The sequence below is a fragment of the Mycolicibacterium aromaticivorans JS19b1 = JCM 16368 genome (genome assembly GCF_000559085.1).
Taxonomy (GTDB): domain Bacteria; phylum Actinomycetota; class Actinomycetes; order Mycobacteriales; family Mycobacteriaceae; genus Mycobacterium; species Mycobacterium aromaticivorans.
In genome coordinates this window covers 661,912-686,638 of sequence record NZ_JALN02000001.1, presented here as the reverse complement: position 1 = coordinate 686,638, position 24,727 = coordinate 661,912, and the positions used below count along the sequence as shown (strand labels likewise).

24 protein-coding genes are annotated in these 24,727 nt (G+C 67.1%); 16 read left to right on the top strand and 8 right to left on the bottom strand.

Translation table 11 applies throughout. From position 1 onward, the window contains the following. The first annotated feature begins 72 nt into the window (after positions 1–72). From pyrH to rlmN, 4 genes are all read left to right on the top strand, one after another. Positions 73–813 carry a UMP kinase gene (gene pyrH / locus Y900_RS03295; protein ID WP_036338974.1) on the top strand — a complete coding sequence of 247 codons (741 nt, stop codon included), beginning with the start codon at positions 73–75 and terminating at the stop codon, positions 811–813. Between the two features lie 163 nt (positions 814–976). Next, entirely contained in the window at positions 977–1,534 is a 558-nt protein-coding gene (gene frr, locus Y900_RS03290) for a ribosome recycling factor (protein ID WP_036338971.1), read from the top strand. Positions 1,535–1,557: 23 nt separating this feature from the next. After that, positions 1,558–2,424: a phosphatidate cytidylyltransferase gene (locus tag Y900_RS03285; RefSeq protein WP_036338968.1), complete on the top strand. Its 867-nt coding sequence runs from the start codon at positions 1,558–1,560 to the stop codon at positions 2,422–2,424. A 17-nt stretch (positions 2,425–2,441) separates the two neighbouring features. Continuing rightward, positions 2,442–3,533: a dual-specificity RNA methyltransferase RlmN gene (gene rlmN, locus Y900_RS03280; RefSeq protein WP_036338965.1), complete on the top strand. Its 1,092-nt coding sequence runs from the start codon at positions 2,442–2,444 to the stop codon at positions 3,531–3,533. A gap of 110 nt (positions 3,534–3,643) precedes the next feature. On the opposite strand, the gene Y900_RS03275 is transcribed toward rlmN, so the two are convergent. The 4 genes from Y900_RS03275 to Y900_RS03260 form a co-directional block, all read right to left on the bottom strand. Then, complete coding sequence (locus Y900_RS03275) at positions 3,644–3,898, bottom strand: DUF2631 domain-containing protein (protein ID WP_036338962.1); 255 nt, start codon at positions 3,896–3,898, stop codon at positions 3,644–3,646. A 57-nt stretch (positions 3,899–3,955) separates the two neighbouring features. Then, on the bottom strand, positions 3,956–5,311 hold the full coding sequence (locus Y900_RS03270) for a cryptochrome/photolyase family protein (RefSeq protein ID WP_036338959.1): 1,356 nt from the start codon (positions 5,309–5,311) through the stop codon (positions 3,956–3,958). A gap of 117 nt (positions 5,312–5,428) precedes the next feature. Next, positions 5,429–6,019 carry a fasciclin domain-containing protein gene (locus Y900_RS03265; protein WP_036345703.1) on the bottom strand — a complete coding sequence of 197 codons (591 nt, stop codon included), beginning with the start codon at positions 6,017–6,019 and terminating at the stop codon, positions 5,429–5,431. Between the two features lie 101 nt (positions 6,020–6,120). Then, positions 6,121–6,780, bottom strand: coding sequence for a fasciclin domain-containing protein (locus tag Y900_RS03260; protein WP_036338956.1), 660 nt, complete (start codon positions 6,778–6,780; stop codon positions 6,121–6,123). 193 nt (positions 6,781–6,973) lie between these two features. On the opposite strand from Y900_RS03260, the gene dxr reads away from it, so the two are divergent. The 6 genes from dxr to Y900_RS03230 all read left to right on the top strand — a co-directional run bounded on the left by dxr (position 6,974) and on the right by Y900_RS03230 (position 14,922). Then, the gene (gene dxr / locus Y900_RS03255; protein WP_237752492.1) at positions 6,974–8,149 is read left to right on the top strand and encodes a 1-deoxy-D-xylulose-5-phosphate reductoisomerase; all 1,176 of its coding nucleotides are present in this window, start codon (positions 6,974–6,976) and stop codon (positions 8,147–8,149) included. Continuing rightward, the gene (locus Y900_RS03250; RefSeq protein WP_036338949.1) at positions 8,146–9,375 is read left to right on the top strand and encodes a M50 family metallopeptidase; all 1,230 of its coding nucleotides are present in this window, start codon (positions 8,146–8,148) and stop codon (positions 9,373–9,375) included. The genes dxr and Y900_RS03250 overlap by 4 nt, the downstream gene beginning before the upstream one ends. Positions 9,376–9,422: 47 nt before the next feature. Next, complete coding sequence (gene ispG, locus Y900_RS03245) at positions 9,423–10,574, top strand: flavodoxin-dependent (E)-4-hydroxy-3-methylbut-2-enyl-diphosphate synthase (protein ID WP_036338946.1); 1,152 nt, start codon at positions 9,423–9,425, stop codon at positions 10,572–10,574. 43 nt (positions 10,575–10,617) lie between these two features. Beyond that, complete coding sequence (locus Y900_RS03240) at positions 10,618–11,472, top strand: GNAT family N-acetyltransferase (RefSeq protein WP_036338943.1); 855 nt, start codon at positions 10,618–10,620, stop codon at positions 11,470–11,472. A 154-nt stretch (positions 11,473–11,626) separates the two neighbouring features. Continuing rightward, complete coding sequence (locus Y900_RS30140) at positions 11,627–13,009, top strand: family 16 glycosylhydrolase (protein WP_081844975.1); 1,383 nt, start codon at positions 11,627–11,629, stop codon at positions 13,007–13,009. An 89-nt stretch (positions 13,010–13,098) separates the two neighbouring features. Beyond that, positions 13,099–14,922: a penicillin-binding transpeptidase domain-containing protein gene (locus Y900_RS03230; RefSeq protein ID WP_036338941.1), complete on the top strand. Its 1,824-nt coding sequence runs from the start codon at positions 13,099–13,101 to the stop codon at positions 14,920–14,922. Between the two features lie 9 nt (positions 14,923–14,931). On the opposite strand, the gene Y900_RS03225 is transcribed toward Y900_RS03230, so the two are convergent. Beyond that, complete coding sequence (locus Y900_RS03225) at positions 14,932–15,225, bottom strand: DUF3892 domain-containing protein (RefSeq protein ID WP_109751012.1); 294 nt, start codon at positions 15,223–15,225, stop codon at positions 14,932–14,934. Positions 15,226–15,362: 137 nt separating this feature from the next. Between Y900_RS03225 and Y900_RS03220 the strand changes: the two genes are divergently transcribed. After that, the gene (locus Y900_RS03220) at positions 15,363–16,277 is read left to right on the top strand and encodes an NAD(P)H-dependent flavin oxidoreductase (protein ID WP_036338935.1); all 915 of its coding nucleotides are present in this window, start codon (positions 15,363–15,365) and stop codon (positions 16,275–16,277) included. Between the two features lies 1 nt (position 16,278). Here the strand turns inward: Y900_RS03220 and Y900_RS03215 are convergent, their stop codons facing one another. Next, positions 16,279–16,680, bottom strand: a complete 402-nt coding sequence (locus Y900_RS03215) for a QcrA and Rieske domain-containing protein (RefSeq protein WP_036338932.1) — start codon at positions 16,678–16,680, stop codon at positions 16,279–16,281. Between the two features lie 55 nt (positions 16,681–16,735). Between Y900_RS03215 and Y900_RS03210 the strand changes: the two genes are divergently transcribed. From Y900_RS03210 to Y900_RS03190, 5 genes are all read left to right on the top strand, one after another. Beyond that, a complete protein-coding gene (locus tag Y900_RS03210; RefSeq protein WP_036338929.1) occupies positions 16,736–17,311 on the top strand; it encodes a DUF1707 SHOCT-like domain-containing protein in 576 nt (191 codons plus the stop codon). A 9-nt stretch (positions 17,312–17,320) separates the two neighbouring features. Next, positions 17,321–18,181, top strand: a complete 861-nt coding sequence (gene map, locus Y900_RS03205) for a type I methionyl aminopeptidase (RefSeq protein ID WP_036338926.1) — start codon at positions 17,321–17,323, stop codon at positions 18,179–18,181. Between the two features lie 73 nt (positions 18,182–18,254). Beyond that, complete coding sequence (locus Y900_RS03200; RefSeq protein WP_036338924.1) at positions 18,255–19,778, top strand: cobyric acid synthase; 1,524 nt, start codon at positions 18,255–18,257, stop codon at positions 19,776–19,778. Positions 19,779–19,782: 4 nt separating this feature from the next. Beyond that, on the top strand, positions 19,783–20,451 hold the full coding sequence (locus Y900_RS03195) for a hypothetical protein (RefSeq protein ID WP_036338922.1): 669 nt from the start codon (positions 19,783–19,785) through the stop codon (positions 20,449–20,451). 61 nt (positions 20,452–20,512) lie between these two features. Then, positions 20,513–21,076 (top strand): alpha/beta hydrolase, encoded by a 564-nt coding sequence (locus tag Y900_RS03190; protein WP_036338920.1) that lies wholly within the window; start codon positions 20,513–20,515, stop codon positions 21,074–21,076. Between the two features lie 2 nt (positions 21,077–21,078). Here Y900_RS03190 and ngg read toward each other — a convergent pair whose 3' ends face one another. Continuing rightward, complete coding sequence (gene ngg / locus Y900_RS03185; RefSeq protein ID WP_036345699.1) at positions 21,079–22,848, bottom strand: N-acetylglutaminylglutamine synthetase; 1,770 nt, start codon at positions 22,846–22,848, stop codon at positions 21,079–21,081. Then, entirely contained in the window at positions 22,845–24,653 is a 1,809-nt protein-coding gene (locus Y900_RS03180; RefSeq protein WP_036338917.1) for an N-acetylglutaminylglutamine amidotransferase, read from the bottom strand. The genes ngg and Y900_RS03180 overlap by 4 nt, the downstream gene beginning before the upstream one ends. Positions 24,654–24,727 lie beyond the last annotated feature (74 nt).

The following is a 24,727-nucleotide window of genomic DNA, read 5'->3' as shown; positions in this document are numbered from 1 at the left end:
ATGGAAGTGCCGTCCCGAATGCCGCCGGGATGGCACTCTCATGCCAGGAGCCCGACTAGTCCGAGGAGTCTGATGGGGGAGACGGCGACGGATTCTCAGGAATTGCGCCCACATTTCAACAGGGTGGTACTCAAGCTCGGCGGGGAGATGTTCGGCGGCGGATCGGTCGGGCTCGATCCTGATGTCGTCGCACAGGTGGCCCGCCAGATCGCCGAAGTCGTCCGCAGCGGCGTCCAGGTTGCCGTCGTCATCGGCGGCGGGAACTTCTTCCGCGGTGCGCAGCTGCAGCAGCGGGGGATGGAACGCACCCGCTCCGATTACATGGGCATGCTCGGCACGGTGATGAACAGCCTTGCGCTGCAAGACTTCCTGGAAAAAGAAGGTATAGTCACGCGGGTTCAGACCGCCATCACCATGGGGCAGGTCGCGGAACCCTACATTCCGTTGCGCGCGGTGCGGCACCTGGAGAAGGGACGCGTCGTGATCTTCGGCGCCGGCATGGGGCTGCCGTATTTCTCCACCGACACCACCGCCGCGCAGCGTGCTCTGGAGATCCGCGCCGACATCGTGTTGATGGCCAAGGCGGTCGACGGTGTCTTCACCGCCGACCCACGGCAGGACCCGAATGCCGAGATGATCACCGAAATCAGCCACCGCGAAGTGCTTGACCGCGGGCTTCAGGTAGCCGATGCCACGGCGTTCAGTTTGTGCATGGACAACGGAATGCCGATCCTGGTCTTCAACCTGCTCACCGACGGGAATATCGCCCGGGCGGTCGCAGGTGAGAAGATCGGAACTCTGGTCAGCGGTTGAGGAGGACCACTACATGATCCCGCCGGCGACGATGCAGAGCGAAGCGATGAGGAGGAGCGGCGCATGATCCCGCCGGCGACGATGCAGAGCGAAGCGATGAGGAGGAGCGGCGCATGATCCCGCCGGCGACGATGCAGAGCGAAGCGATGAGGAGGAGCGGCGCATGATCGAAGAGGCTCTCTTCGATGCCGAAGAGAAGATGGAGAAGGCCGTGGCGGTCGCCCGCGACGACTTGGCGTCCATCCGGACCGGACGGGCCAACCCGGGTATGTTCTCGCGCGTCGTCGTCGACTACTACGGGTCGCCGACGCCGATCACGCAGCTGTGCAGCGTCAACGTGCCCGAGGCGCGGATGGTCGTCATCAAGCCCTACGAGGCGTCGCAGCTACGGGCGATCGAAGACGCGATCCGTCACTCCGATCTCGGGGTGAACCCCACCAATGACGGCAACATCATCCGGGTGTCGATCCCGCAGCTGACCGAGGAACGCCGCCGCGATCTGGTGAAGCAGGCCAAGTCCAAGGGTGAGGACGCCAAGGTGTCGGTGCGCAACGTGCGCCGCCGTGCCATGGAGGAACTGCACCGCATCCGCAAGGACGGCGAAGCCGGTGAGGACGAGGTTGGGCGCGCCGAGAAGGATCTGGACAAGGCCACGGCCACCTACGTCGGCCAGATCGAAGAGTTGGTCAAGCACAAGGAAGGCGAATTGCTGGAGGTGTAGCCACCTTTCAGCAACGCATCGAAGTGGCGGAAACCGATACCGGCGGCGCGGCCGCGCAGCCATCGCCCAAGAGTTCGCGCGCAGGGCGTGATCTGCCCGCCGCCATCGCGGTCGGCGTCGTGCTCGGCGCGATGGCGATCGGCAGCCTGCTGTTCGCCCCGAAGTGGTGGATGCCGATACTGGCCATCGCGATGGCGATCGCCACCCACGAGGTAGTCCGCCGGCTCCGCGAGCACGAGTATGTGATGCCCGTCGTGCCACTGCTGCTCGGCGGCCAGGCGATGATCTGGCTGGCGTGGCCGTGGGGCGTGGCGGGAACGCTGGGCGCCTACGGCGCCACGATCGTGGTCGCCATGGTGTGGCGCCTGCTCGGTCAGGGCTTGCGCGAGCAGCCGGTCAACTATCTTCGCGACATCGCCGCCTCGGTGCTGCTGGCCACCTGGGTCCCGTTGTTCGCGAGCTTCACCGCACTGCTGATCTTTCAGGACAACGGCGGCGCCCGGGTCTTCACTGTGATCGCCACGGTCGTGTTCGCCGACATCGGCGGCTACACAGCCGGCGTTCTGTTCGGCAAGCATCTGCTGGCCCCGGCGATCAGCCCGAAGAAATCCTGGGAGGGCCTGGGCGGCTCGCTGTTGTTCGGCGTCACCGCGGCCGTGCTTTCGGTCACGTTCCTGCTGCACAAGCCGGCCTGGGTCGGTCTGCCGCTCGGGCTGATGCTGGTGATCACCGGAGTGCTCGGCGACCTGGTGGAGTCCCAGGTCAAGCGTGACCTCGGTATCAAGGACATGGGCACGCTGCTGCCCGGCCACGGCGGGATCATGGACCGCATCGACGCGATGCTGCCGTCTGCGGTCGCCGGCTGGATAGTCCTGACTCTGCTGGCCTGACCGCCATACTGGAGCCAATGAAACAAAAGCTCGTCTTCGAGGCGCCGCGGCGTGGGTTACCGCCGCGGCATCTCGCCGACCTGGACGCCGACGCCCGCGCGGCCGCGGTGGCCGAATTGGGGCTGCCGGCATTTCGGGCCAAGCAACTCGCGCAGCAGTACTACGGGCGGTTGCTCGCCGACCCTCAGCAGATGACCGATCTGCCCGCGGCGGTCCGCGACGCATGCGCCGATGCGCTGTTCCCGAAGCTGCTCACGGTGGCCAAAGAGATCGAGTGCGACGCGGGTGAGACTCGAAAGACGTTGTGGCGCGCCCACGATGGCGCCACGTTCGAGTCGGTGCTGATGCGCTACCCGAACCGCAACACGGTGTGCATCTCGTCGCAGGCCGGCTGCGGCATGGCGTGTCCGTTCTGCGCGACCGGACAGGGCGGCCTGACCCGAAATCTGAGCACCGCCGAGATCCTGGAGCAGGTTCGGGCGGCGGCGGTGATCTCGCGCGACGAGTTCGGCGAACGCCTGTCGAATGTCGTGTTCATGGGGATGGGTGAGCCGCTGGCCAACTATTCGCGGGTACTTGCCACCGTGCAGCGCATCACCGCGGCGCCCCCGGATGGCTTCGGGATCTCCGCGCGGTCGGTCACGGTGTCGACGGTAGGGCTGGCACCGGCGATGCGCAAGCTCGCCGACGAACACCTCGGTGTCACGCTGGCGTTGTCACTGCACACCCCGGACGATGAGCTTCGCGAGACTCTGGTGCCGGTGAACAACCGCTGGCAGGTCAGCGAGGTGCTGGATGCCGCGCGGTACTACGCCGACCAGACCGGCCGGCGGGTGTCGATCGAGTACGCGCTGATCCGCGACGTCAACGACCAGCCGTGGCGGGCTGATCTCCTCGGCAAGAAGCTGCATCAGGCCCTCGGCCCGCTGGCCCACGTGAACCTGATTCCGCTCAACCCCACGCCGGGCAGTGAGTGGGATGCCAGCCCGAAGCCGGTGGAACGCGAATTCGTCCGCCGGGTGAAGGCGCAAGGGGTGTCGTGCACGGTGCGGGACACCCGCGGGCGGGAGATCGCGGCGGCATGCGGTCAGCTCGCCGCCAGCGGATAACGAGTAGGCGCCGCGAGATCTAACTCACGCACACGAAATGCGAGTAGCCCTCTGCGTAGCGTCAATGTCGCGTGAGCGAAGGGACAAAGTAGCCTGCTGCGCAGGAACAGCTAGCGGATCCAGCCGCGGCGGCGACCCCACCAGTCGCGCACGGTCACGGCGAACACCAGCACCGCGAACACGATCAGCACGTAATCCTCGACGTGGCCGACGTGATTGCCCTTCAACATCGCCAGCAGGAAGACCGTGACGAAAATGCCAAGAGCGTGCCAGGTGCGCGGATTGACCTTGCTCCAGCCCCAGGCAGCTGAGGGTACGTCGGCCGGATCGACCTCTGAATAGCGCTCCACCTCGGTGCTGACCATTGCGGCTCCTGTCACTCGGCAACTGCGGTAATTCTGGCATACCGCTTCGACGCCAGCTCAGCCGATCTGGCCGTAGCGCCGCAGCGCTTCGACCCGCTCCGCGGCGTGGTCGACGATCGGCTCCGGATAACCGGGCGGCGGGCCGTCTTTCAGACGGTGCACATCGACGCCGGCCAGTTCGGGGCCGGCCAGCTCGGGCACCCACCGCCGGATGTACTCCCCGTCGGGATCGAACTTCTGGCCCTGGGTGGTCGGGTTGAACACCCGGAAGTAGGGGGCCGCGTCGGTCCCCGACCCGGCACACCACTGCCAGCCGTGCTGATTGTTGGCCATGTCGCCGTCGACCAGCTGCTCGAGGAACCACTGGGCGCCCCACTGCCACGGCAGATGCAGATCCTTGACCAGGAAGGAGGCCACGATCATCCGCACCCGGTTGTGCATGAATCCCGAGTCGCGCAGCTGACGCATTCCGGCGTCGACGATCGGAAAACCGGTGCGGCCCTCCTTCCAGGCTTCGAACGCCTTCGTTGCCTCGGGGCCGGTGTCCACCTCGATGGCGTCGAAGTTGCGGTTCCAGTTCCACCACGCGCTGTCCGGCCACTGGTCGAGCACCGCGGCGTAGAAGTCCCGGAACGCCAGTTCCCGCAGGTACGAGGCCGGGCCCTTGGCGCGGAAGTCGAGATCGGCGGCCATCGTCCTCGGGTGAATCGTGCCGAACTTCAGATGCGCCGACATGCGGCTGGTCGCCGCTTTGTCCGGCCGGTTGCGGTCCTCGTCGTAGTCGGCCAGATGAGAGCCGACGAACTCTTTCCACCCGGCAAGCGCCGCCGCCTCGCCGGCATCGAGGTCCAGGTCAGCGCCCGGGTCGGGGGCGTCCACCCGCAGCTTCGCAGACAGGTCCGCCGGGTCGATCCAGTTCACCTTCGCCGTTGCCGACGCGGCAGGCCCGCGCCACCCGACGTCCCGCCACCGGGCCAAGAACGGGGTGAAGACCTTGTACGGCGTGCCGTCGTCCTTGGTGACTCGACCCGGCGTGACGAGATAGGGCGAACCGGTGGCCTGCAGCGTCACCCCGGAATCGGCCAGTGCGGCCGCGACCGCCGCGTCGCGCCGCACCCCGAACGGGGTGAAGTCGGCCGAGATATGTACGTCGGTGGCGTTGATCTGCTTGCACAGCAATGGGATTCGTTCCTCGGGCCGCCCGCGGGTGATCAGCAGCCGACCGTCGAGGGAGTCGGCCAATGTACGCAGCGAGTCCCCGAGGAATTGCAGTCGACGGGGGCCCGATGACGTCTCCAGGCGCGGGTCCAGCACGAAGCAGGCGAGCACCTCGGTGCCGTCGGCCGCGGCCTCCAACAGCGGGGGCAGATCATTCAATCGCAGGTCGCGGCGAAACCACAGCAGTGTGGGCATGTTCTTATGCTGCCCTTTCCGTGCAGAAGGTATGCGCGACGCGGTGCGAACCCGCGGGGTGACCCGCACGCCGCCGCGCTCGTTTACCGAGTCGGCCGGCGTACGGGTCCCGCCGGTCTACTGCGCCGGCGGCATCAGCACCGTGTCGATGAGGTACACCGTGGCGTTGGCGGTGCGCACGCCACCGCATACGACGTTGGCCCCGTTCACCTGCAGGTGATCGCCCGTGCCGGTGACCGTCAGGTCCGCGCCCTGGACGGTCTTGTGAGTCCCCACCACCTTGTCGGGTGTGGCCTGGCCGGGAACTACGTGATAAGTCAGGATCGAGGTCAGCAGATCCTTGTTGGTCTTGAGCTGGTCGATGGTGGCCGGGGCGATCTTCGCGAAGGCGGCATCGGTCGGCGCGAAGACGGTGAACTGGCCGCCGTTGAGGGTGTCGACCAGGTTGACCTCCGGATTCAGCTTGCCGGACAGCGCAGCCGTCAGGGTGGTCAGCATCGGGTTGTTCGCTGCCGCGGTGGCGACCGGGGCCATCGACATACCGCTTACCGAACCGGGCCCGGTGGGCACCTGCTGGGCATACGCCGCACAACCGGGCCCGACCGGGCCGGCGGGGGTGTCGGCGCCGGCCAATGGAGCCGAGACCACCGAGAAAACCGCGGCCAGGGTGAGGCCGGCCATCGAAGCGGCCGTTGTGGATACCTTCATCGACATTCGATCATTCCTTTCGTAAGGCGTTGCGCCAGGAGAGGTCAGCGCACCGTTGCGATGTGTTGAGAGTTGTCGTGGTTCGTACGGAGCGCGCCGGGTCACTGGGCGGGCGGCATCAACACCGTGTCGATCAGGTAGACCGTGGCGTTGGCCGTCTGCACACCGCCGCACACGACGTTGGCGTCGTTGACCTTCAGTGCGTCACCCGAGCCGGTCACCGTGACCTCGGCACCCTGGACGGTCTTGTGCTGGCCGACGACCTGAGCGGGGCTGGCCTGCGCCGGAACCACGTGGTAGGTCAGGATCGAGGTCAACAGGTTCGAGTCGGTCTTGAGCTTCTCGACGGTGGCGGGGTCGAGCTTGGCGAACGCGTCATCGGTCGGCGCGAACACCGTGAACTGCCCGCTGTCGAGGGTCTGCACCAGGTTGACGTTCGGGTTGAGTTTGCCCGTCAACGCCGACGTCAGCGTCTTCAGCAGCGGATTGTTGCTGGCTGCCACCGTCACCGGGTCTTTCGACATGCCCGCGACCGAACCGGGTCCGGTGGGCACCTTCTCGGCATAGCTCGCGCAACCGGGCCCGACGAGCGTGCCGGCCGGTGCGGCCGCCGCCGAGGTGGTGGCTGTGGTCGTGCTGGTCGCCGCAGATGAGGTGCTCGACGACGACTGCGCCGTCGTACTGGTCGAGGAACAGCCTGCGAAGAGCACGGCGGCCGCCGTCAGTCCGACAGCGCTCAGAACGGTGCGATGAAATGCCATAGGTGACTCCCTTGTCGTGTGAATCGGTTCCAGTCGGTCCGACCGGTCGTGATCGGCAATGCACAGGCAATTCGGCACGCACCCCGTTGCGGACGGGTGCGCCGCGGGTGGGGTCACAAACGCGTCACAGTCTGAGCGCGCGCGAATCGGCAGCGATGCCGGGATTGCGGTCCGCACGCGGCACAATTGAATGGTGAGCGCCGCCAACCGTCTCCGGGTCCTGATCTTGGGCAGCACCGGTTCCATCGGAACCCAGGCGCTGGAGGTCATCGCGGAGAATCCGGACCGGTTCGAAGTCGTCGGCCTGGCCGCCGGCGGCGGGAATCCCGACCTGCTGGCCCGGCAGCGCGCCGAGACCGGTGTGACCAGCGTCGCCGTCGCCGACCCGGCTGCCGCGGACAAGGTCGGCGATGTCACCTACAGCGGCCCCGACGCGGTCACCCGGCTGGTGCAGGACACCTGCGGCACGGGCGTCGACGTCGTGCTCAACGCCCTGGTCGGGGCGTTGGGCCTGGAGCCGACTCTGGCCGCGCTGGCCTCCGGCGCCCGGCTGGCGCTGGCCAACAAGGAATCGCTGGTCGCCGGCGGACCGCTGGTGGTCAAGGCAGCGACTCCGGGACAGATCGTGCCCGTAGATTCCGAGCACTCGGCGCTGGCGCAGTGCCTGCGCTCGGGCACTCCCGACGAGGTCGCCAAACTGGTGCTCACCGCCTCCGGCGGACCGTTCCGCGGCTGGTCGGCCGCGCAACTCGAGCCCGTCACTCCCGAGCAGGCAGGCGCACATCCGACCTGGAACATGGGCCCGATGAACACGCTGAACTCGGCGTCGCTGGTCAACAAGGGTCTGGAGCTGATCGAGACGCACCTGCTATTCGGTGTTCCCTACGAGCGCATCCAGGTCGTCGTGCATCCCCAGTCGATCGTGCACTCGATGGTGACGTTCACCGACGGCTCGACGATCGCCCAGGCCAGCCCGCCGGACATGAAACTGCCGATCTCACTCGCATTGGGCTGGCCGGACCGGGTGCCGGCCGCGGCCGCGGCCTGCGACTTCACCACCGCCTCCACCTGGGAGTTCGAGCCGCTGGACGCCTCGGTGTTTCCCGCCGTCGACCTGGCTCGCGAGGCCGGACAGACCGGCGGCTGTCTGACCGCGGTGTACAACGCCGCCAATGAAGAGGCCGCCGAGGCCTTCCTGGCCGGAAAGATCCGGTTCCCGGCCATCGTGCGAACAATCGCCGACGTGCTGCACGCCGCAGACCAGTGGGCCGCCGAACCCGCTACCGTGGAAGAAGTACTTGACGCGCAGCGCTGGGCACGGCAACGGGCCCGCGAGGCCGTCACACAGGAGGTCGCTTCAATCCGATGATGTTCGTTATCGGCATTGTGCTGTTCGCACTCTGCATCCTCATCTCCGTGGCGCTGCACGAGTGCGGCCACATGTGGGTGGCCCGCGCCACCGGAATGAAGGTGCGCCGCTACTTCGTGGGCTTCGGCCCGACCCTGTGGTCCACGCACCGGCCCAACAGGCTCGGCTCCACCGAGTACGGCGTCAAGGCGGTCCCGCTCGGTGGCTTCTGCGATATAGCCGGCATGACCTCGGTCGAGGAACTCACGCCCGAAGAGCGCCCCTACGCGATGTTCAAGCAGGACACCTGGAGGCGGGTGGCGGTGCTGTTCGCCGGGCCGGCGATGAACTTCATCATCGGTCTGGTGCTGATCTACGCAATCGCCGTCGTGTGGGGTCTGCCCAACCTGCATCAACCGACGAATGCGATGGTCGGCGAAACCGCTTGTGTGGCACCACAACTCAGCAAAGGCAAGGCGGGCGACTGCGCTGGACCCGGTCCGGCCGCGCTGGCCGGCATCAAGAAGGGCGACGTCATCACCAAAGTCGGTGACGCCCGAATCAAGACGTTCGACGAGCTCGTCGCCGCGGTGCGCAAGGTGAACGGTCCCACCGTCTTCACCGTCGACCGTGTCGAGAACGGGCAGTCCCGCGAGTTCACCACCACTGTCGACGTCACTGCGACCCAGCGGTGGACGTCCAAGGACGCGACCGCACCGACCACTGTCGGCGCCATCGGTGTCGCGCCCGAGGTGTTCGCGCCCACGCAATACAACCCGCTGTCGGCGGTCCCCGCGACGTTCGCGTTCACCGGTGACCTGGCCGTCGAACTGGGCAAGTCGCTGGCGAAGATCCCGACCAAAGTCGGCGCGCTGGTGCACTCCATCGGCGGCGGCGAGCGTGATCCCGAGACCCCGATCAGCGTGGTGGGCGCCAGCATCATCGGCGGCGACACGGTCGATCACGGTCTGTGGGTGGCGTTCTGGTTCTTCCTGGCGCAACTGAACTTCGTGCTCGGCGCGATCAACCTGGTGCCGCTGCTGCCGTTCGACGGCGGCCACATCGCGATCGCGGTATTCGAGAAGATCCGCAACCTGCTTCGGTCGGCGCGCGGCAAAGTAGCCGCGGCGCCGGTCAATTACCTGAAGCTGATGCCCGCCACCTACGTGATCCTCGTCGTGGTGGTCGGCTACATGCTGTTGACCGTCACCGCTGACCTGGTCAACCCGATTCGACTGTTCCAGTAGTCGGCCCGACGTTTGGAGATGAAGAAGTGACTTCCATTGGCCTGGGCATGCCGGCCCCGCCCGCACCCGTCCTGGCGCCGCGCCGCACGACCCGCCAGCTGATGGTGCGCGACGTCGGCGTCGGCAGCGACCACCCGATCTCGGTGCAGTCGATGTGCACCACCAAGACTCATGACGTCAACACGACGCTGCAGCAGATCGCCGAGCTGACTGCCGCGGGCTGCGACATCGTGCGGGTGGCGTGCCCGCGCCAGGAAGACGCCGACGCGCTGTCCGAGATCGCCAAGCACAGCAACATCCCGGTGATCGCCGACATCCACTTCCAGCCGAAGTACATCTTTGCCGCGATCGATGCAGGCTGCGCGGCCGTGCGCGTCAACCCCGGCAACATCAAGGAGTTCGACGGACGGGTCGGCGAGGTCGCCAAGGCTGCGGGCGCCGCGGGTATTCCGATCCGCATCGGGGTGAACGCCGGCTCCCTGGACAAGCGGTTCATGGAGAAGTACGGCAAGGCCACCCCGGAAGCGCTCGTCGAGTCCGCGCTGTGGGAAGCGTCGCTGTTCGAGGAGCACGGCTTCGGCAACATCAAGATCAGCGTCAAGCACAACGATCCGGTCGTGATGGTGGCCGCCTACGAGCAGCTGGCCGAAAAGTGTGATTACCCATTGCATCTCGGCGTCACCGAGGCGGGGCCTGCGTTCCAGGGCACCATCAAGTCGGCGGTGGCCTTCGGTGCGCTGCTGTCTCGGGGGATCGGCGACACCATCCGCGTCTCGCTGTCAGCCCCTCCGGTCGAAGAGGTCAAGGTCGGCATCCAGATCCTGGAGTCGCTGAACCTGCGGCCCCGCGGTCTCGAGATCGTGTCCTGCCCGTCGTGCGGGCGGGCGCAGGTCGACGTCTACACGCTGGCCAATGCGGTGTCGGCCGGTCTGGACGGACTCGACGTGCCGCTGCGGGTGGCCGTCATGGGATGCGTCGTCAACGGTCCGGGGGAGGCGCGCGAAGCCGATCTCGGCGTGGCGTCGGGCAACGGCAAGGGACAGATCTTCGTCAAGGGCGAAGTGATCAAGACCGTGCCAGAGGCACTGATCGTCGAGACGCTGATCGAAGAGGCAATGAGACTTGCCTCCGAGATCGGCGACGCCCAGCGTGACAGCGGCACATCTGCCAGCGGTTCGCCTGTCGTGACCGTAAGCTGATGGCGTTACCCGCCGGGGTTTCACTCCGCAGAAAGTAAGGCCCATGTCGGCTCCGCCACTGTTTCGTCTGGTCGACGAGCGACGGGTCTCGGTGGTGCGCGACGCCGCGGCGGTGAGCCGGGTTCTCGCCGACGATCCGGTCGGCTCCTGCATGGTCGCGGCGCGCGTCGCCGATCACGGCGTCGAGCCGCAGGCGATCGGCGGCGAACTCTGGACGCGCAGGCGCGCTGAGGAATCCCTGTGCTACGCCGGGGCGAATTTGATTCCTCTACGCGGCGCTCAGCCGGACCTGCATGCGTTCGCCGACAAGGCGATGAGCACCGCCCGGCGCTGTTCGTCTCTGGTCGGCCGGGCCGAACTGGTGCTGCCGCTCTGGGACCGCCTGCAGCACACCTGGGGGCCTGCCCGCGATGTGCGCGACCACCAACCGCTGATGGCACTGGGTGTGTCGCCGTCTGCACGGATCGACCCGGCGGTGCGGCGCGTGCGGGTCGACGAGCTCGACGCCTACCTGGTTGCGGCGATCGACATGTTCATCGGCGAGGTCGGTATCGATCCGCGGATCGGAGATGGCGGCCGGGGATACCGCCGCCGCGTCGCCAGCCTGATCGCGGCCGGCCGGGCGTATGCCCGTTTCGAGCGCGGGCAGGTGGTGTTCAAAGCAGAGGTGGGTTCGCAGTCTCCGGTGGTCGGCCAGATTCAGGGCGTGTGGGTGCATCCGGAGTGGCGCGGCCACGGGCTCGGCACGTCGGGCACCGCGGCGGTGGCCGCCGCCGTGGTCAACAGCGGGCGCATCGCGAGCCTGTATGTCAACAGCTTCAACGCGGTCGCCCGTGCGGCATATGCGCGCGTGGGTTTCGCCGAGGTCGGGATGTTCGCAACCGTCCTGCTCGACTGAATTCGTCATATTTACATGTGCCCGATCTGAAACGAGATCGTCCCAACCCCGCCTAATGTAGGTGAGGCGCGGTGCAAGTCGCGTCAAGGTCTGGAGTTCGCGGGGGGTCCGGGGCGTTTGCGGTCTGTCCGCGTTGTCGAATCGGGGGGTCGACATGCGGGAATCTCGTTATGGTTTGCCATATTCCGGCTGGGTGGGCGGCGCCCTGATGGCGTTCGGGGTTGGCGCCTCGATCACAGTGGGATGCGGTGTCGCCGCTGCTGACGACGGCTCGTCGTCGTCAGCGTCGGCGTCCACATCGAAATCCGTTGTGGCACATACCAAGCCGTCATCGCACACCTCGGCTGTGAGTCGGCCGCAGGCGAAGAAACCGGTAGCGGCGGCCGCGGCGACCGGACGCCGGGTCGCGGCGCAGGTGCAGACGCAGGCCCAGGTCACCGCCTCCGCACTGGCCGCCGCGCAACCGTCCGCGGCGGCAAGGGCCGCCAAAAGTGCTTCGGCAGTGGGTAATCCGCTGGGATTCCTCAATGTGATGGCCCGGCAGATTCAGGTCACCTTCTTCAACCGAACGCCCACGATTTATTACGACGCGTCGAAGAATGTCATCAATGACGACGGCACCATCAGCGGGCAGGTCATCGGCAGCGACGCCGACGGCGACACACTCAAGTACACCGTGAGCACGGCGGCGGACGGGACGGTGAAGGTCGACACCAGCGGTCGCTTCACCTACACACCCGGGGCCGACTTCGTGCCCGCCTCCGGGGACCTGTTCACCGCATCGGTGAGCGACGCCATGGCCGGGCGCTATCACGGACTGATGGGACTGCTGGTTCCGGGATGGGGGTCGACGGCAAGCCTCGTCGCGAAGGTGACCGGTACGATCCCGTTGCCCGGCGATCCGGGAGGTGCCGGGACATGGGGCACACCAACGCGATCCACGTTCTTCACTGACTCGTCGGTGCTGTCGGACTGGTGGGTGTACAACGGCAGGACCCAACACGGCAACCGCACGCCGAACCAGATTTCGTTCGCCGACGGGGTCATGACGCTGTCGGGTGACGCAGCAGGCAACGATGCGGGTATCGCGTGGGGGCCCGGCCAGAAGTACGGCGCCTGGGAGGTCCGAGTCAAGATTCCGGCGGGTGCGCCGAACTACGACCCGGTGCTGTTGCTATGGCCAGATGCCGAAAACTGGCCCACGGGAGGCGAAATCGATTTCATGGAGATCTGGGGCGACGGCTCACGGCAGGCGGTGAATTCGGTCCTGCATTACTCGTCGACCAACCAGCAGGACGGTGCGACGATGCCGGTGGACGCCACGCAGTGGCACACCTACGCGGTGAAGTGGACACCGAGCGAGATCACCACTTACGTCGATGGCACGACGATCTTCACCACCAAGGACACCTCGATGTTTCCGCCGGGCCCGATGCACCTGGCGATCCAGCTGGACATGCTGGGCCCCGACATCTCGGCCGGAGCGAAGATGATGGTGGCGTGGGTCAAGGAGTATTCACTGGCGTCGGTCCTGTGACCGACGCTGCGCAACTGTGAGCTTCCGATCGACTGTGCCGCGGTGTGTTTGCGGCACTTTCCGGTCACGGGCTCATAACATTTGCCCCAATGGCTACTTGCACCTCATTAGCAACACGAGTAACAGGCGTCATCTCGGTTTTGGCGGTGGTGGCGGCGTCGGCGACCCTGTCGGCGTGCACCCCGCGCCCCGATGGGCCGGGCCCGGCTGCGGAGAAGTTCTTCGCCGACCTCACCAAGGGGGACACCGCGTCGGCTGCGCAGCTGTCCGACCGCCCGGCCGACGCCCAGGCCGCGCTGAACGAGGCGTGGGCAGGGCTGCAGGCCACCCACCTCGACGCCCAGATCCTCGGCTCGCGATACACCGAGGACACCGGCAGCGTGAACTACCGCTTCACTTGGCAGCTGCCCAAGAAGCGAACGTGGACCTACGACGGCGTGCTGCAGATGATCCGCGACGAGGGCAATTGGCACGTCCGCTGGACCCCTGCCGGACTGCATCCGAAACTTGGTGAGCACCAGCACTTCTCGCTGCGTTCCGACCCGCCGCGGCGGGCGTCGGTCAATGAGCTCGGCGGGACCGATGTGCTCGCCCCGGCCAACCTGTATCGCTATCAGCTCGACGCCGCCAAAGCAGGCCCCGCGCTGATGTCCACCGCGCGGGTGGTCGCCGACCAGCTGCGCCAGTTCGACAACACCCTGGACCCGCAGCGCCTCGCCGAGCAGGCCAGCTCCTCGAGCGCCCCGCTGGACCTGGTCACCTTGAAGCCGGCGGACCACGACAAGGTCGCTCAGGCGCTGGACATGCTGCCAGGGGTGGTCGTCACCCCGCAGGCCGACCTGCTGCCCACCGACGACCGCTTCGCCCCGGCCGTCATGGGCCAGGTGAAGAAGGCGGTGATCGACGAGCTCGACGGCGAGGCCGGCTGGAGAGTGGTCAGCGTCAATCAGAATGGCGCCGATATCGATGTGCTGCACGAAGTGGCGCCCACCCCGGCACCGTCCATTTCGATCACCCTGGACCGGGCGGTGCAGAACGCCGCCCAGCACGCCGTCGACACTCAGGGCCGCAAGGCGATGCTGGTGGTGATCAAGCCGTCGACCGGCGAGATCCTCGGCATCGCGCAGAATGCCGCGGCCGACGCCGACGGACCGGCAGCCACGACCGGACTGTACCCGCCCGGCTCGACCTTCAAGATCGTCACCGCAGGCGCGGCCATCGACCGCAACATGGCCACCCCCAACACCTTGCTCGGTTGCCCGGGTGAGATCGACATCGGCAACCGAACCGTGCCGAACTACAACAAGTTCGACCTCGGCACGGTTCCGATGTCGAAGGCGTTCGCCAACTCGTGCAACACCACGTTCGCCGAACTGGCCAGCCGGATGCCCCCGACGGCGCTGACCGTGGCGGCCTCGCAATACGGCATCGGCCCGGACTACACCATCGACGGGTTGACCACGGTGACCGGCACGGTGCCGCCGACGGTGAACCTGGCCGAACGCACCGAGGACGGATTCGGCCAGGGCAAGGTGCTGGTCACGCCGTTCGGTATGGCGCTGGTGGCCGCGACCGTCGCCGCGGGCAAGACGCCGACCCCCCACCTGATCGTGGGCAGCCAGACCTCCGAGACCGGCGATCACCCTCCGATCACCCCGGCGATGCTCGACGGTCTGCGCCCGATGATGCGGCTGGTGGTCACCAATGGCACCGCAAAGGACATCAGCGACGCCGGCGATGTGCGCGGTAAGACGGGCGAGGCCGAGTTCGCAGGCGGATCCCATGCCTGGTTCGCCGGCTACCGCGGTGATATGGCGTTCGCAGCGCTGATCGTGGGCGGCGGGAGTTCGGAGTATGCGGTCCGGATGGTCAAGATGATGCTGCAGGAGTTGCCCGCCGACTACCTGGCTTAACCCCAGGCGTCAGAACGTCGGCAGGTACGACAGGCTCTCATTCCAGAAGTCGTCGTCACCGTAGCTGCGCAAGTACTTGGACTTTCGAAACGCCTTGTCGCCGAAGAGGTCGAACACGCCGACTTCGGAGTGGTCTTGCTCGGTCGCGACGTACGCCGTGTCGCCGCGCTCGAGTCGGCGAACCATGTGTTCGCGACGACAACTGTCGACATCGTTCCCGACCTGATACTGAACCGCGACCAGATGGCGATAGTCGCGGCTCTCGGGGGGTGACATCCGCCGAGCAACAATTTGATAACGCATCGCACCACCTCGAAATATGCAGCTAGAAAGCGTGTCGACGACTCTACAAGAGTTTGCCAAAAATGCCGCGCCGTGTCGAGTTCTCGGCGCGTCGCTGCTGGTTCCAGACCGTGGAACACCCGATGCTTAGATGAGGCGTGGCCAACCGGATTCAGACTCTGCTGGGCGTTGCCTACCCCGTCGTCCAGGCCCCGATGACCTACATCGCGCGGGCCACGCTGGCCGCTGCCGTGTCCGAGGCCGGGGGACTCGGGGTGATCGAAACCCTCACTCCGGAAGGTCGCGCCGACCTGAGTCGAGTGCGCGATCTGACCGACCGGCCGGTGGCCGCCAATCTGATGATCCAGGGCTGGAAACGGGATCCGTCGATCGTCGATGTGCTCGCCGAGGCGAACGTCCGCCACGTGTTCACCTCCGCGGGCGACCCGGCCCTGTTCACCGCCCGGCTGCACGACGCGGGGATGACCGTGGTGCACGTGGTGGGATCGCTGCGGGGCGCCCTCAAAGCCGTCGACGCCGGGGTGGATGCGTTGGTGGTCGAGGGCGTCGAGGGCGGGGGATTCAAATCGGCGCTCGGAGCGTCCACCTTGGTGCTGCTGCCGCTGATCGCCGACCAGGTCGCCCTGCCCCTGATCGCGGCAGGCGGGATCTGTGACGCCCGCTCGGCCGCCGCGGCGGTGGTCCTGGGGGCCGAGGGCGTCCAGATGGGCACTCGCATGCTGGCCAGCCGCGAGGCGGCGGTACACGCCAACTTCAAGGACGCCATCGTCGCCGCCGATGATTCCGGGACGATCCTGCTCGACCTTCCCGGCAATCCCACGATGCGGGTGCTGCACGTCGGTTTGGCCCGTCGGGTGTCGACCGAGGGGGCCTCCGCGCCGCTGATCAGCGGTGTCACCGAGCTCTACTTCGAGGGCGACATGGAGGCCAGCGTGGCCAACACCGGTCAGGTCTCATCGCGCATCGGCGAGGTTCTGCCGGTCGCCGACATCGTCCGCGATACCTGGCTTGGCGCCCAGGGCGTCCTCACCGGGGCCGCGGCCCGGCTCTGAGTCAGCCGGCGACGATGTTGCCGCCCGCGACCCGCACCGCCACCTGGGTCAACGGAGTCACGGCGGGCCCGCGCAACACGGCGCCGTCCAGGCCGAACCGACTGCCGTGGCACGGGCAATCGAGCGTGCCGTCGGTCACCGTGGACAACTTGCAGCCGGCGTGCGTGCAGCGGGCCACGAATCCCTCGAAGACGCCGGCGGTGGGCTGGGTGACGACGGTGTCGCCGATCACCTTGCCCGACCCGACCGGGATTTCGGTGGTGGCCGCCAGCACCTGACCCGGCGCACTCGTCGTCGGCGGGGACACGAGCTCACCGGTGTTGGAATTGCAGGCGGCGATCGGTGCGACGGCGGCCCCGAGGAGGACTGTTCGGCGCGGCAGCCCAAAGATGGACGCACTCATCGGCCCAGGCTAGCCAGCCCGATCCCAGAGGTCGAGCAGGTACCGTGGAGAGGCCATGACCGGAATCGAACACACCCCTGGACTGCGGGTTTCCGACGCCGACCGCAACGGAACGCTGCGGCGGCTGCACAACGCCGTCGCGCTCGGGCTGATCGACATCGGCGAATTCGAGGAACGGTCGGCGCAGGTGTCGGCGGCGCGGATGCATTCCGATCTCGATGTGTTGGTCGACGACCTGCCGGGGCCCGGGGCGATCGTCACCTCCGCTGCCGACCGGGTCGAACTGCGCGGCTGGATGGGGTCGCTGAGGCGACAGGGCGAGTGGACGGTGCCGACCCGGCTGGCGCTGGTGCGCCGCTTGGGCTCGGTCGACCTCGACCTGACCAATGCCCGCTTCGCCGGGCCGGTCGTCGTGATCGAGCTGGACATGGTGCGCGGGTCGTTGGATTTGCGGCTGCCCGACGGCGCCAGCGCGTCGATCGACGACGTCACCGTGTACGCCGGCAGCGCCCGCGACCGTCGCAAGGACGCCCCGGCGGAAGGCACCCCGCACGTCGTGCTCACCGGCCGGGTGGTCATGGGGTCGGTCAACGTTCGCGGCCCCAAGCGCCCGCTGTTGCGCCGCCACTAGGCTGGGAACATGCCCGTACGTACCGCACTCCGGCCCGGAACCGTTGCACCGGAACTGCCTGTCCCGAAGGCGATCGAGCGACCGGAATACGTCGGTAAGTCGACGGTCGCCGAAGGCAGCGAACCGTGGGTCCAAACGCCCGAGGTGATCGAGAAGATGCGCGTCGCCGGGCGGGTCGCCGCCGGCGCGCTGGCCGAGGCGGGTAAGGCCGTCGCGCCGGGGGTCACCACCGACGAGCTCGACCGCATCGTCCACGACTACATGATCGATCACGGCGCCTACCCGTCGACGTTGCACTACAAGGGTTTTCCGAAGTCGTGCTGCACGTCACTGAACGAGATCATCTGCCACGGCATCCCCGATTCGACCGTCGTCGAGGACGGCGACATCGTGAACATCGACGTGACGGCCTACATCAACGGCGTGCACGGTGACACCAACGCCACCTTCTTGGCGGGCGAGGTCAGCGAGGAGCACCGTCTGCTGGTCGAACGCACACACGAGGCGACGATGCGCGCGATCAAGGCCGTCAAGCCCGGGCGTGCACTGTCGGTTGTCGGTCGGGTCATCGAAGCCTACGCAAACCGGTTCGGCTACAACGTTGTTCGTGACTTCACCGGTCATGGAATCGGCACGACGTTCCACAACGGACTGGTGGTGTTGCATTACGACCAGCCTGAGGTGGAGACCCTGCTGGAGCCGGGGATGACGTTCACCATCGAGCCGATGATCAACCTCGGGGCGCTGGATTACGAGATCTGGGACGACGGCTGGACGGTGGCCACCAAGGACCGCAAGTGGACCGCGCAGTTCGAGCACACGCTGGTCGTCACCGAGGACGGTGCGGAAATCCTGACGCTGGCGCCCTAGTCATGGCGAGTGTGCGTCCTCGTACGCGATCAGCGGCGTGTTGCGTACGCAACCGCACGTTCGGCGCCACGACGTGAGCGCCGGCGCGCTGCTGATCGCCGGCACCACATCGGATGCCGGTAAGTCGATGGTCGTCGCGGGGTTGTGCCGACTGCTGGCGCGCAAGGGAATTCGCGTGGCGCCGTTCAAGGCACAGAACATGAGCAACAACTCGGTGGTCGCCCTGGACGCGCACGGGGTCGGCGGCGAGATCGGCCGGGCCCAGGGTATGCAGGCGCGCGCGGCCGGACTGGCGCCGAGCACCCGGTTCAACCCGGTGCTGCTCAAACCCGGCAGCGACCGCACCTCCCAGTTGCTGGTCAGGGGCCGCCCGGTCGGCACTGTCGGCGCAGCCGACTACATCCACCATCGCGACCGGCTCGCCGGGGTGGTCGCCGACGAACTGGCTTCGCTGCGAGCGGAATTCGACGTCGTGCTGTGCGAAGGTGCGGGATCGCCGGCCGAAATCAATTTGCGGGCAACCGATCTGGCCAATATGGGGTTGGCCCGGGCGGCCGATCTGCCGGTGGTGATCGTCGGCGACATCGACCGCGGCGGTCTGCTGGCTCACCTGTTCGGCACCGTCGCCGTGTTGTCGCCGGAAGACCAGGCGCTGATCGCGGGCTTCATCGTCAACAAGTTCCGCGGGGATCCGGCCCTGCTGGCCCCCGGGCTCGACCAGCTCGCAGAGCTCACCGGCCGGCCCACCTACGGCATCGTGCCCTACAGCGACGGGCTCTGGCTCGACGCCGAGGATTCGGTGTCGGTGGTGGCCGGGCATGTGGTCGGTATCCCGGCTCCGCCGCGCGGTGAGCAGCGGTTACGCGTCGCTGCGATCCGGCTGCCGCGCATCTCCAATTCCACCGACGTCGAGGCGCTGGCCTGCGAACCGGGCGTGTTGGTCCGGTGGGTCAGCGAGCCTGCGGAACTGGCCGACGCCGACGTCGTCGTGATCCCCGGCAGCAAGGCGACCGTCGCCGACCTCGGCTGGCTGCGCGAGCGGGGCCTGGCCGAAGCGATCACCGCCTATGCGCACTCCGGTCGCCCGGTGCTGGGCATCTGTGGCGGTTTTCAGATGCTGGCACGGCGCATCGGTGACACCGTCGAAACCCGGACGGGTGATGTCGAGGGATTGGGACTGCTCGATGCCGAGATCGACTTCGCCGCCGAGAAGGTGCTGCGGCACTGGGAGAGTCCGTTGAGCGGCTACGAAATCCACCACGGTCGGGTATCCAGCTGTGGCGAGGACGGCTGGTTCGACGCCGACGGCGCCGTCCAGGGCTACCTGCGAGGCGCGGTGTTCGGCACCCATTGGCACGGCTTGCTGGACAATGACGAGTTCCGGCGCGGGTGGCTCACCACGGTCGCGGCGGCCGCGGGCCGGACCGGTTTCGAGGTTGCGACCGATGTCAGCGTGCCGGCCCGACGGGATACCCAGCTCGATCTGATGGCCGATCTGCTGGTCGCCCACCTCGACATCGATGCCCTGTTGTCGCTGATCAGCGGTGGTGCACCGGTGCGTCCGACGGTGAGCACCCGCGTGCATCGCCTACCCTGAACTCATGTCGGGTCGGGCAGTTCTGGTCACCGCGTCGGTGGCTGCGGTCCTGGTCGCCGGCTGCGGGTCGGCGGTGTCGGGAACCGCGACGTGGCCGGGCGCCACGCTGGAGAAGGCCACGCTGGCGCCTGCTGATTTCCCGCCCGGCGTGCAGTACGACCGGATCGTCGAGCAGCTGGGCCAGCCTGACAACACCGGTAGTCCACCGTCGATGCGGTCGCGACCGGAGGGCTGCGCGAACGCCCTGACCAACGTCATCGCCGGCTCGGCCGAACGCGGCCCGGGCAGCGCGGCCAAATACGCGGCCACCTACAACGGCACACGCATCGTGATGACGGTGCTGTCGTGGCCTCTGGATCTGAACAAGCTCGAGGCGGCCGCCGTCCGCTGCGCCCAGTTCGAGACCTACTTCGACACCCGGAGCAAGGGCATCCCGATCACCACCACGGAACTTCCCGGCTTGAGTGAGGATGCGCTGGCGTATCAGCAAACGATGCAGCTGATGGGTTCGGCCAGTAGTGTTTACATGGCGTTCCAGAACGTGGGCCGGTATGGAGTTTTCGGAATCGCTTTTCCCACATCTGATCCCAGCATTGCTGCCAAAGCGTCACTGCCGCAGACGTTCCTGGACGTGTTTGCCAAACAAGCTGTGAAGATCCGTAACACGATCTGAGGAGATGAGGAACCCTGCCGAAACTGCCTCGGGCACGCCACTTTCGCAGTAACGTGGCGAAATGCCTTCGACGATGGTGACTGTCGACGGGTTCCCCGTCCCGGTCAGCGTGACCGGACCGGAGAAGGGCCCCTATGTCGTCGTGCTGGGCGCAGCCCAGCATGCACCGGCTGCCTACGACGGGGTCTGTCAGCGCCTGCACACGGCGTCGGTTCGCACGGTCGTCATCGGCGCCGACCCCCGGCTACATCCCAAAGCGGTCATCGGCATCCTCGACGCCCTCGACGTCCGGTGGGGAATCCTGGTGGGGGATCGCGCGGGCGCCGAGCTCGCGTGGGAACTGGCGGCCACCCGGCTCGATCGATTCACCGGCCTGGTCGTGATCGACCGCGGACATCCGTGCGTCCCCGACCACAACGGAGTGGTCCGCGATGAGGACTGCCCACCGGTGGAGATCAACACGACCGCGCTGGTCAGCACCCCCGCCGCCCGGGCATTGGCCAGGGCCAGTCAGCGCTACGTGTACAGCGACTACCGGTTGGTGGAGTTCACCGGCAGGCGCAATGCCGCCGAGTCCACCGCGCAGCTGGCGGCGGAGATCGTGTTACGCACCAGCACCTGGTGAATTCAGCGCGGCGGCGCGTCCGTCGCCTCGCTGGGGGTCCACGCCTGGGGTAGACCCGGCTGTCCGGGGAACAGGAAGTCGACGAAAGCCTGTGCGGTGGGCTGCGGCTGGTGATTGGCCAGCCCGGGCCGTTCGTTGGCTTCGATGAACACATACTCGTCGCGTGTCACGTCGGGCACCAGCAGATCGATGCCGGTGACCGGGATACTGATGGCGTCGGCCGCCACCACGGCGACCCGGCACAGCTCGGGATGCACGATGGCCGTCACATCGTGAATGGTGCCGCCCTGGTGCAGGTTTGCGGTCTTGCGCACCCGCAGCCGTTCGCTTTCGGGGAGGACGTCGTCGAAGGACCAACCGGCCTCGGCGACAGTCGCTTCGGTGACGTCGTCGAGGGGGATACGCGATTCACCACCGGTGGCCGCGGCGCGGCGGCGGCTCTGGGTCTCGATGAGTTCTCGCACAGTGTGTGTGCCGGTGCCGACGATCTCGGCCGGTTTGCGCAGAGCCGCAGCGACGACCTTGCCGTCGATGACCACCAGGCGAAGGTCGTCGCCGGATGCGCGTTGTTCGATCAGCACTTCGGGGTGCTGTTCACGGGCGCGGGTCAGGGCGGCGTCGAGCGCCTCGCGGCTGTCGATCCCGACGGTGATGCCCTTACCCTGCTCGCCCCGGGTCGGTTTGACGACGACGTCACCGACCTCGGCCAGGAAGGCGTGGTCGTCGTGATCGAAGGTGGCCAGGCGGCCCCGCGGCACGACGATGCCGGCTTCGGACACGATGCGACGGGTCAGTCGCTTGTCGTCGCAGCGGCTCATCGCGACCGCGGAGGTGTATTCGCTCAAGGACTCTCGCGTCACCACGCTGCGGCCGCCGTAAGACAGTCGCATCTCACCGGTTTCGGCGTCGAGGACCTCGATGCGGATTCCGCGGCGCATGGCCTCGTCGGCGATGATGCGCGCGTACGGGTTCAGATCGTCGACTGTCTCGGACGCCGGGGTGAACAGCGGCTCGTTGATCGCGTTCTTGCGCTTCACGGCCAGCACCGGAACGCGCTGGAAGCCGAGCTTCTCGTACAGCGCGATCGCGGCGTCGTTGTCATAGGCCACCGAGAGGTCCAGGTAGGCGCGGCCGCGCTCACGGAACACGGCGGCCAGCGTGCGGGTCAGCGATGCGCCGATGCCGGGCAGGCTGGCGGTCGGGTCGACCGCCAGTGACCACAGGCTCGAGCCGTCCTCGGGATCGTTGAACAGCCGTTTGTGGTCGACCCCGGTCACGGTGCCGACCACCGAGCCGTCGTCGTCGCGCACCGCGACGAGATACTCCACCGCGTCGCGGTGCAGGTGGTTGTTCCAGATCAGTTCGGTGGGGGCGGGCACCATGCCGCAGCGCACGTACACCCGGTTCATTTCGTCGGCTTCGGCCTGATCGCGTAGCGGGCGCACGGTGAATCCGGCCGGTATCGGCACTTCGGGATCGTCGGAGTGCAGCCGCCAGCGGTAGGTGTGGCTCGGGTCGATGAACAGCTCGGCCGGCGACTTGGCCACCAGCACATGCGATTCGCGGGCGTAGATGCAGATGTCGCGCCGGCCCTGCTCCTCCTGCTGCAGCACCGCGGCCAGCTTGTCGGGGTTCTCGAAGGTCTGCCCGAAAATCAGCCGGCCCCAACCCAATTCAAGGACGGTGTCGTCGGACATCTCGCGGACCAGGTCCTCGGGTGAGGCCTCGTGCAGGCTCATCGTGATGGCCTCGGTGTGCGACGAGGTGCTCATGCGGCCGGCCCCGTGATGCCGTGCTGCTGCAGCCATAGCTCGAGGAGCCCGATCTGCCAGAGTTCGTTGCCGCGCAGCGGGGTCAGCCGCCCGTTGGGATCGGCAAGCAACCGCTCGACCGCCTCGGGCCGGAACAGGCCGCGTTCCTTGGCCTGGGGCGCGTACAACGCGTCGCGGACCATCTCCAGGTAAGGCCCTTCCAGGTGGGTAAGCGCGGGAACCGGGAAATAGCCCTTCGGTCGGTCGATCACCTCGGCCGGAATAACTTGGCGGGCAGCCTCTTTGAGCACGCCCTTGCCGCCGTGGGCGGTCTTGAGCTCAGGCGGGCAGGTCGCCGCCAACTCCACCAGATCGTGGTCGAGGAAGGGCACCCGGCCCTCCAGCCCCCAGGCCATCGTCATGTTGTCGACTCGCTTGACCGGATCATCGACCAGCATCACGGTGGTGTCCAGTCGCAACGCGCGGTCCACCCCGGTCTGCGCGCCGGCCCGGGCGAAGTGCTCCGCGACGAACGACAGGCTGGGATCCTCCCGGCCGGTGAGCCGGTCGTCAGCGAGCAGTGCGGCCACGCCGTCGTGATCGCGGTCGAAGAACGCTCCGCGGTAACGCGCCAGGGAACCGTCGACGCTGGCCGCGTCCGGCTCGGCCATCGGGGGATACCAGTGGTAGCCGGCGAAGACCTCGTCGGCGCCCTGACCGGACTGAACGACCTTGACGTGCTTGGCGACTTCCTGGCTCAACAGGTAGAACGCGACGCAGTCGTGGGAGACCATCGGCTCGCTCATCGCGCCGATCGCGCCCTGCAGAGCGGGCAGCATCCGAGCGGTGTCGATGCGGATCTGGTGGTGGTCGGTGCCGAACCGCTCGGCCACGATGTCGGAGTAGACGAACTCGTCACCCTTGACGCCGCCGACCGATTCGAAACCGATCGAGAAGGTGGACAGTCCGTGCTGGCCGGCTTCGGCGAGCAGTCCGACGATCAGGCTCGAATCCACCCCTCCCGAGAGCAGGCAGCCGACGGGCACGTCGGCGACCAGGCGCCGCTTCACGGCGGCCCGCAGCGAGTCGAGGACCGCGTCCTCCCAATCGCGTTCGCTCCAGTCGGATCGGTCCGCGCGACGGCTGAAATCCGGTTGCCAATAGGTGATCTCACGTCGCTTGCCGTCGGGTTCGATGGCCAGCAGGGTGCCGGGGGCGAGCTTGCGGACCCCGCACAGGATGGTGCGCGGCGCCGGGACCACCGAATGGAAGGTCAGGTAATGGTGCAGCGCGATCGGGTCGATGCGGGTGTCGACGCCGCCACCGGCCAGCAGGGCGGGCAGTGACGACGCGAACCGGATGCGATGGGAATCCTCGCTGATGTACAGCGGTTTGATGCCCAGCCGGTCACGGCCGAGCAGTACGCGTCCGCTGTCTCGTTCGGTGATCGCGAAGGCGAACATGCCGTACAGCCGGTCGACGAACCGGTCACCCCAGTGGTGGTACGCCTTGAGCAAAACCTCGGTATCGCTGTGGGAGAAGAACCGGTAGCCGTGTCCAGCGAGTTCGTCGCGCAAGGCTTCGTAGTTGTAGATGCAGCCGTTCCAGGCGATGGTCAATCCGAGTTCGGCGTCGACCATAGGCTGGGCCCCGGCGTCGGACAGGTCGATGATCTTCAACCGGCGATGGCCGAGCGCCACCCGCCCCTGCGACCACACACCCGACGCGTCCGGCCCGCGGGGCTCCATCGTCTCCGCCATTGCAGCCACCGCGGCCACATCGGGGGCCTGATTGTCGAGACGGACTTCACCCGCCGCTCCACACATCGTTCCCGACCAATCCCGTCTTTTTCGCTGTCTTCGGCGCTCCTATTTACCCGCGACGAACGATTCTTAACCCG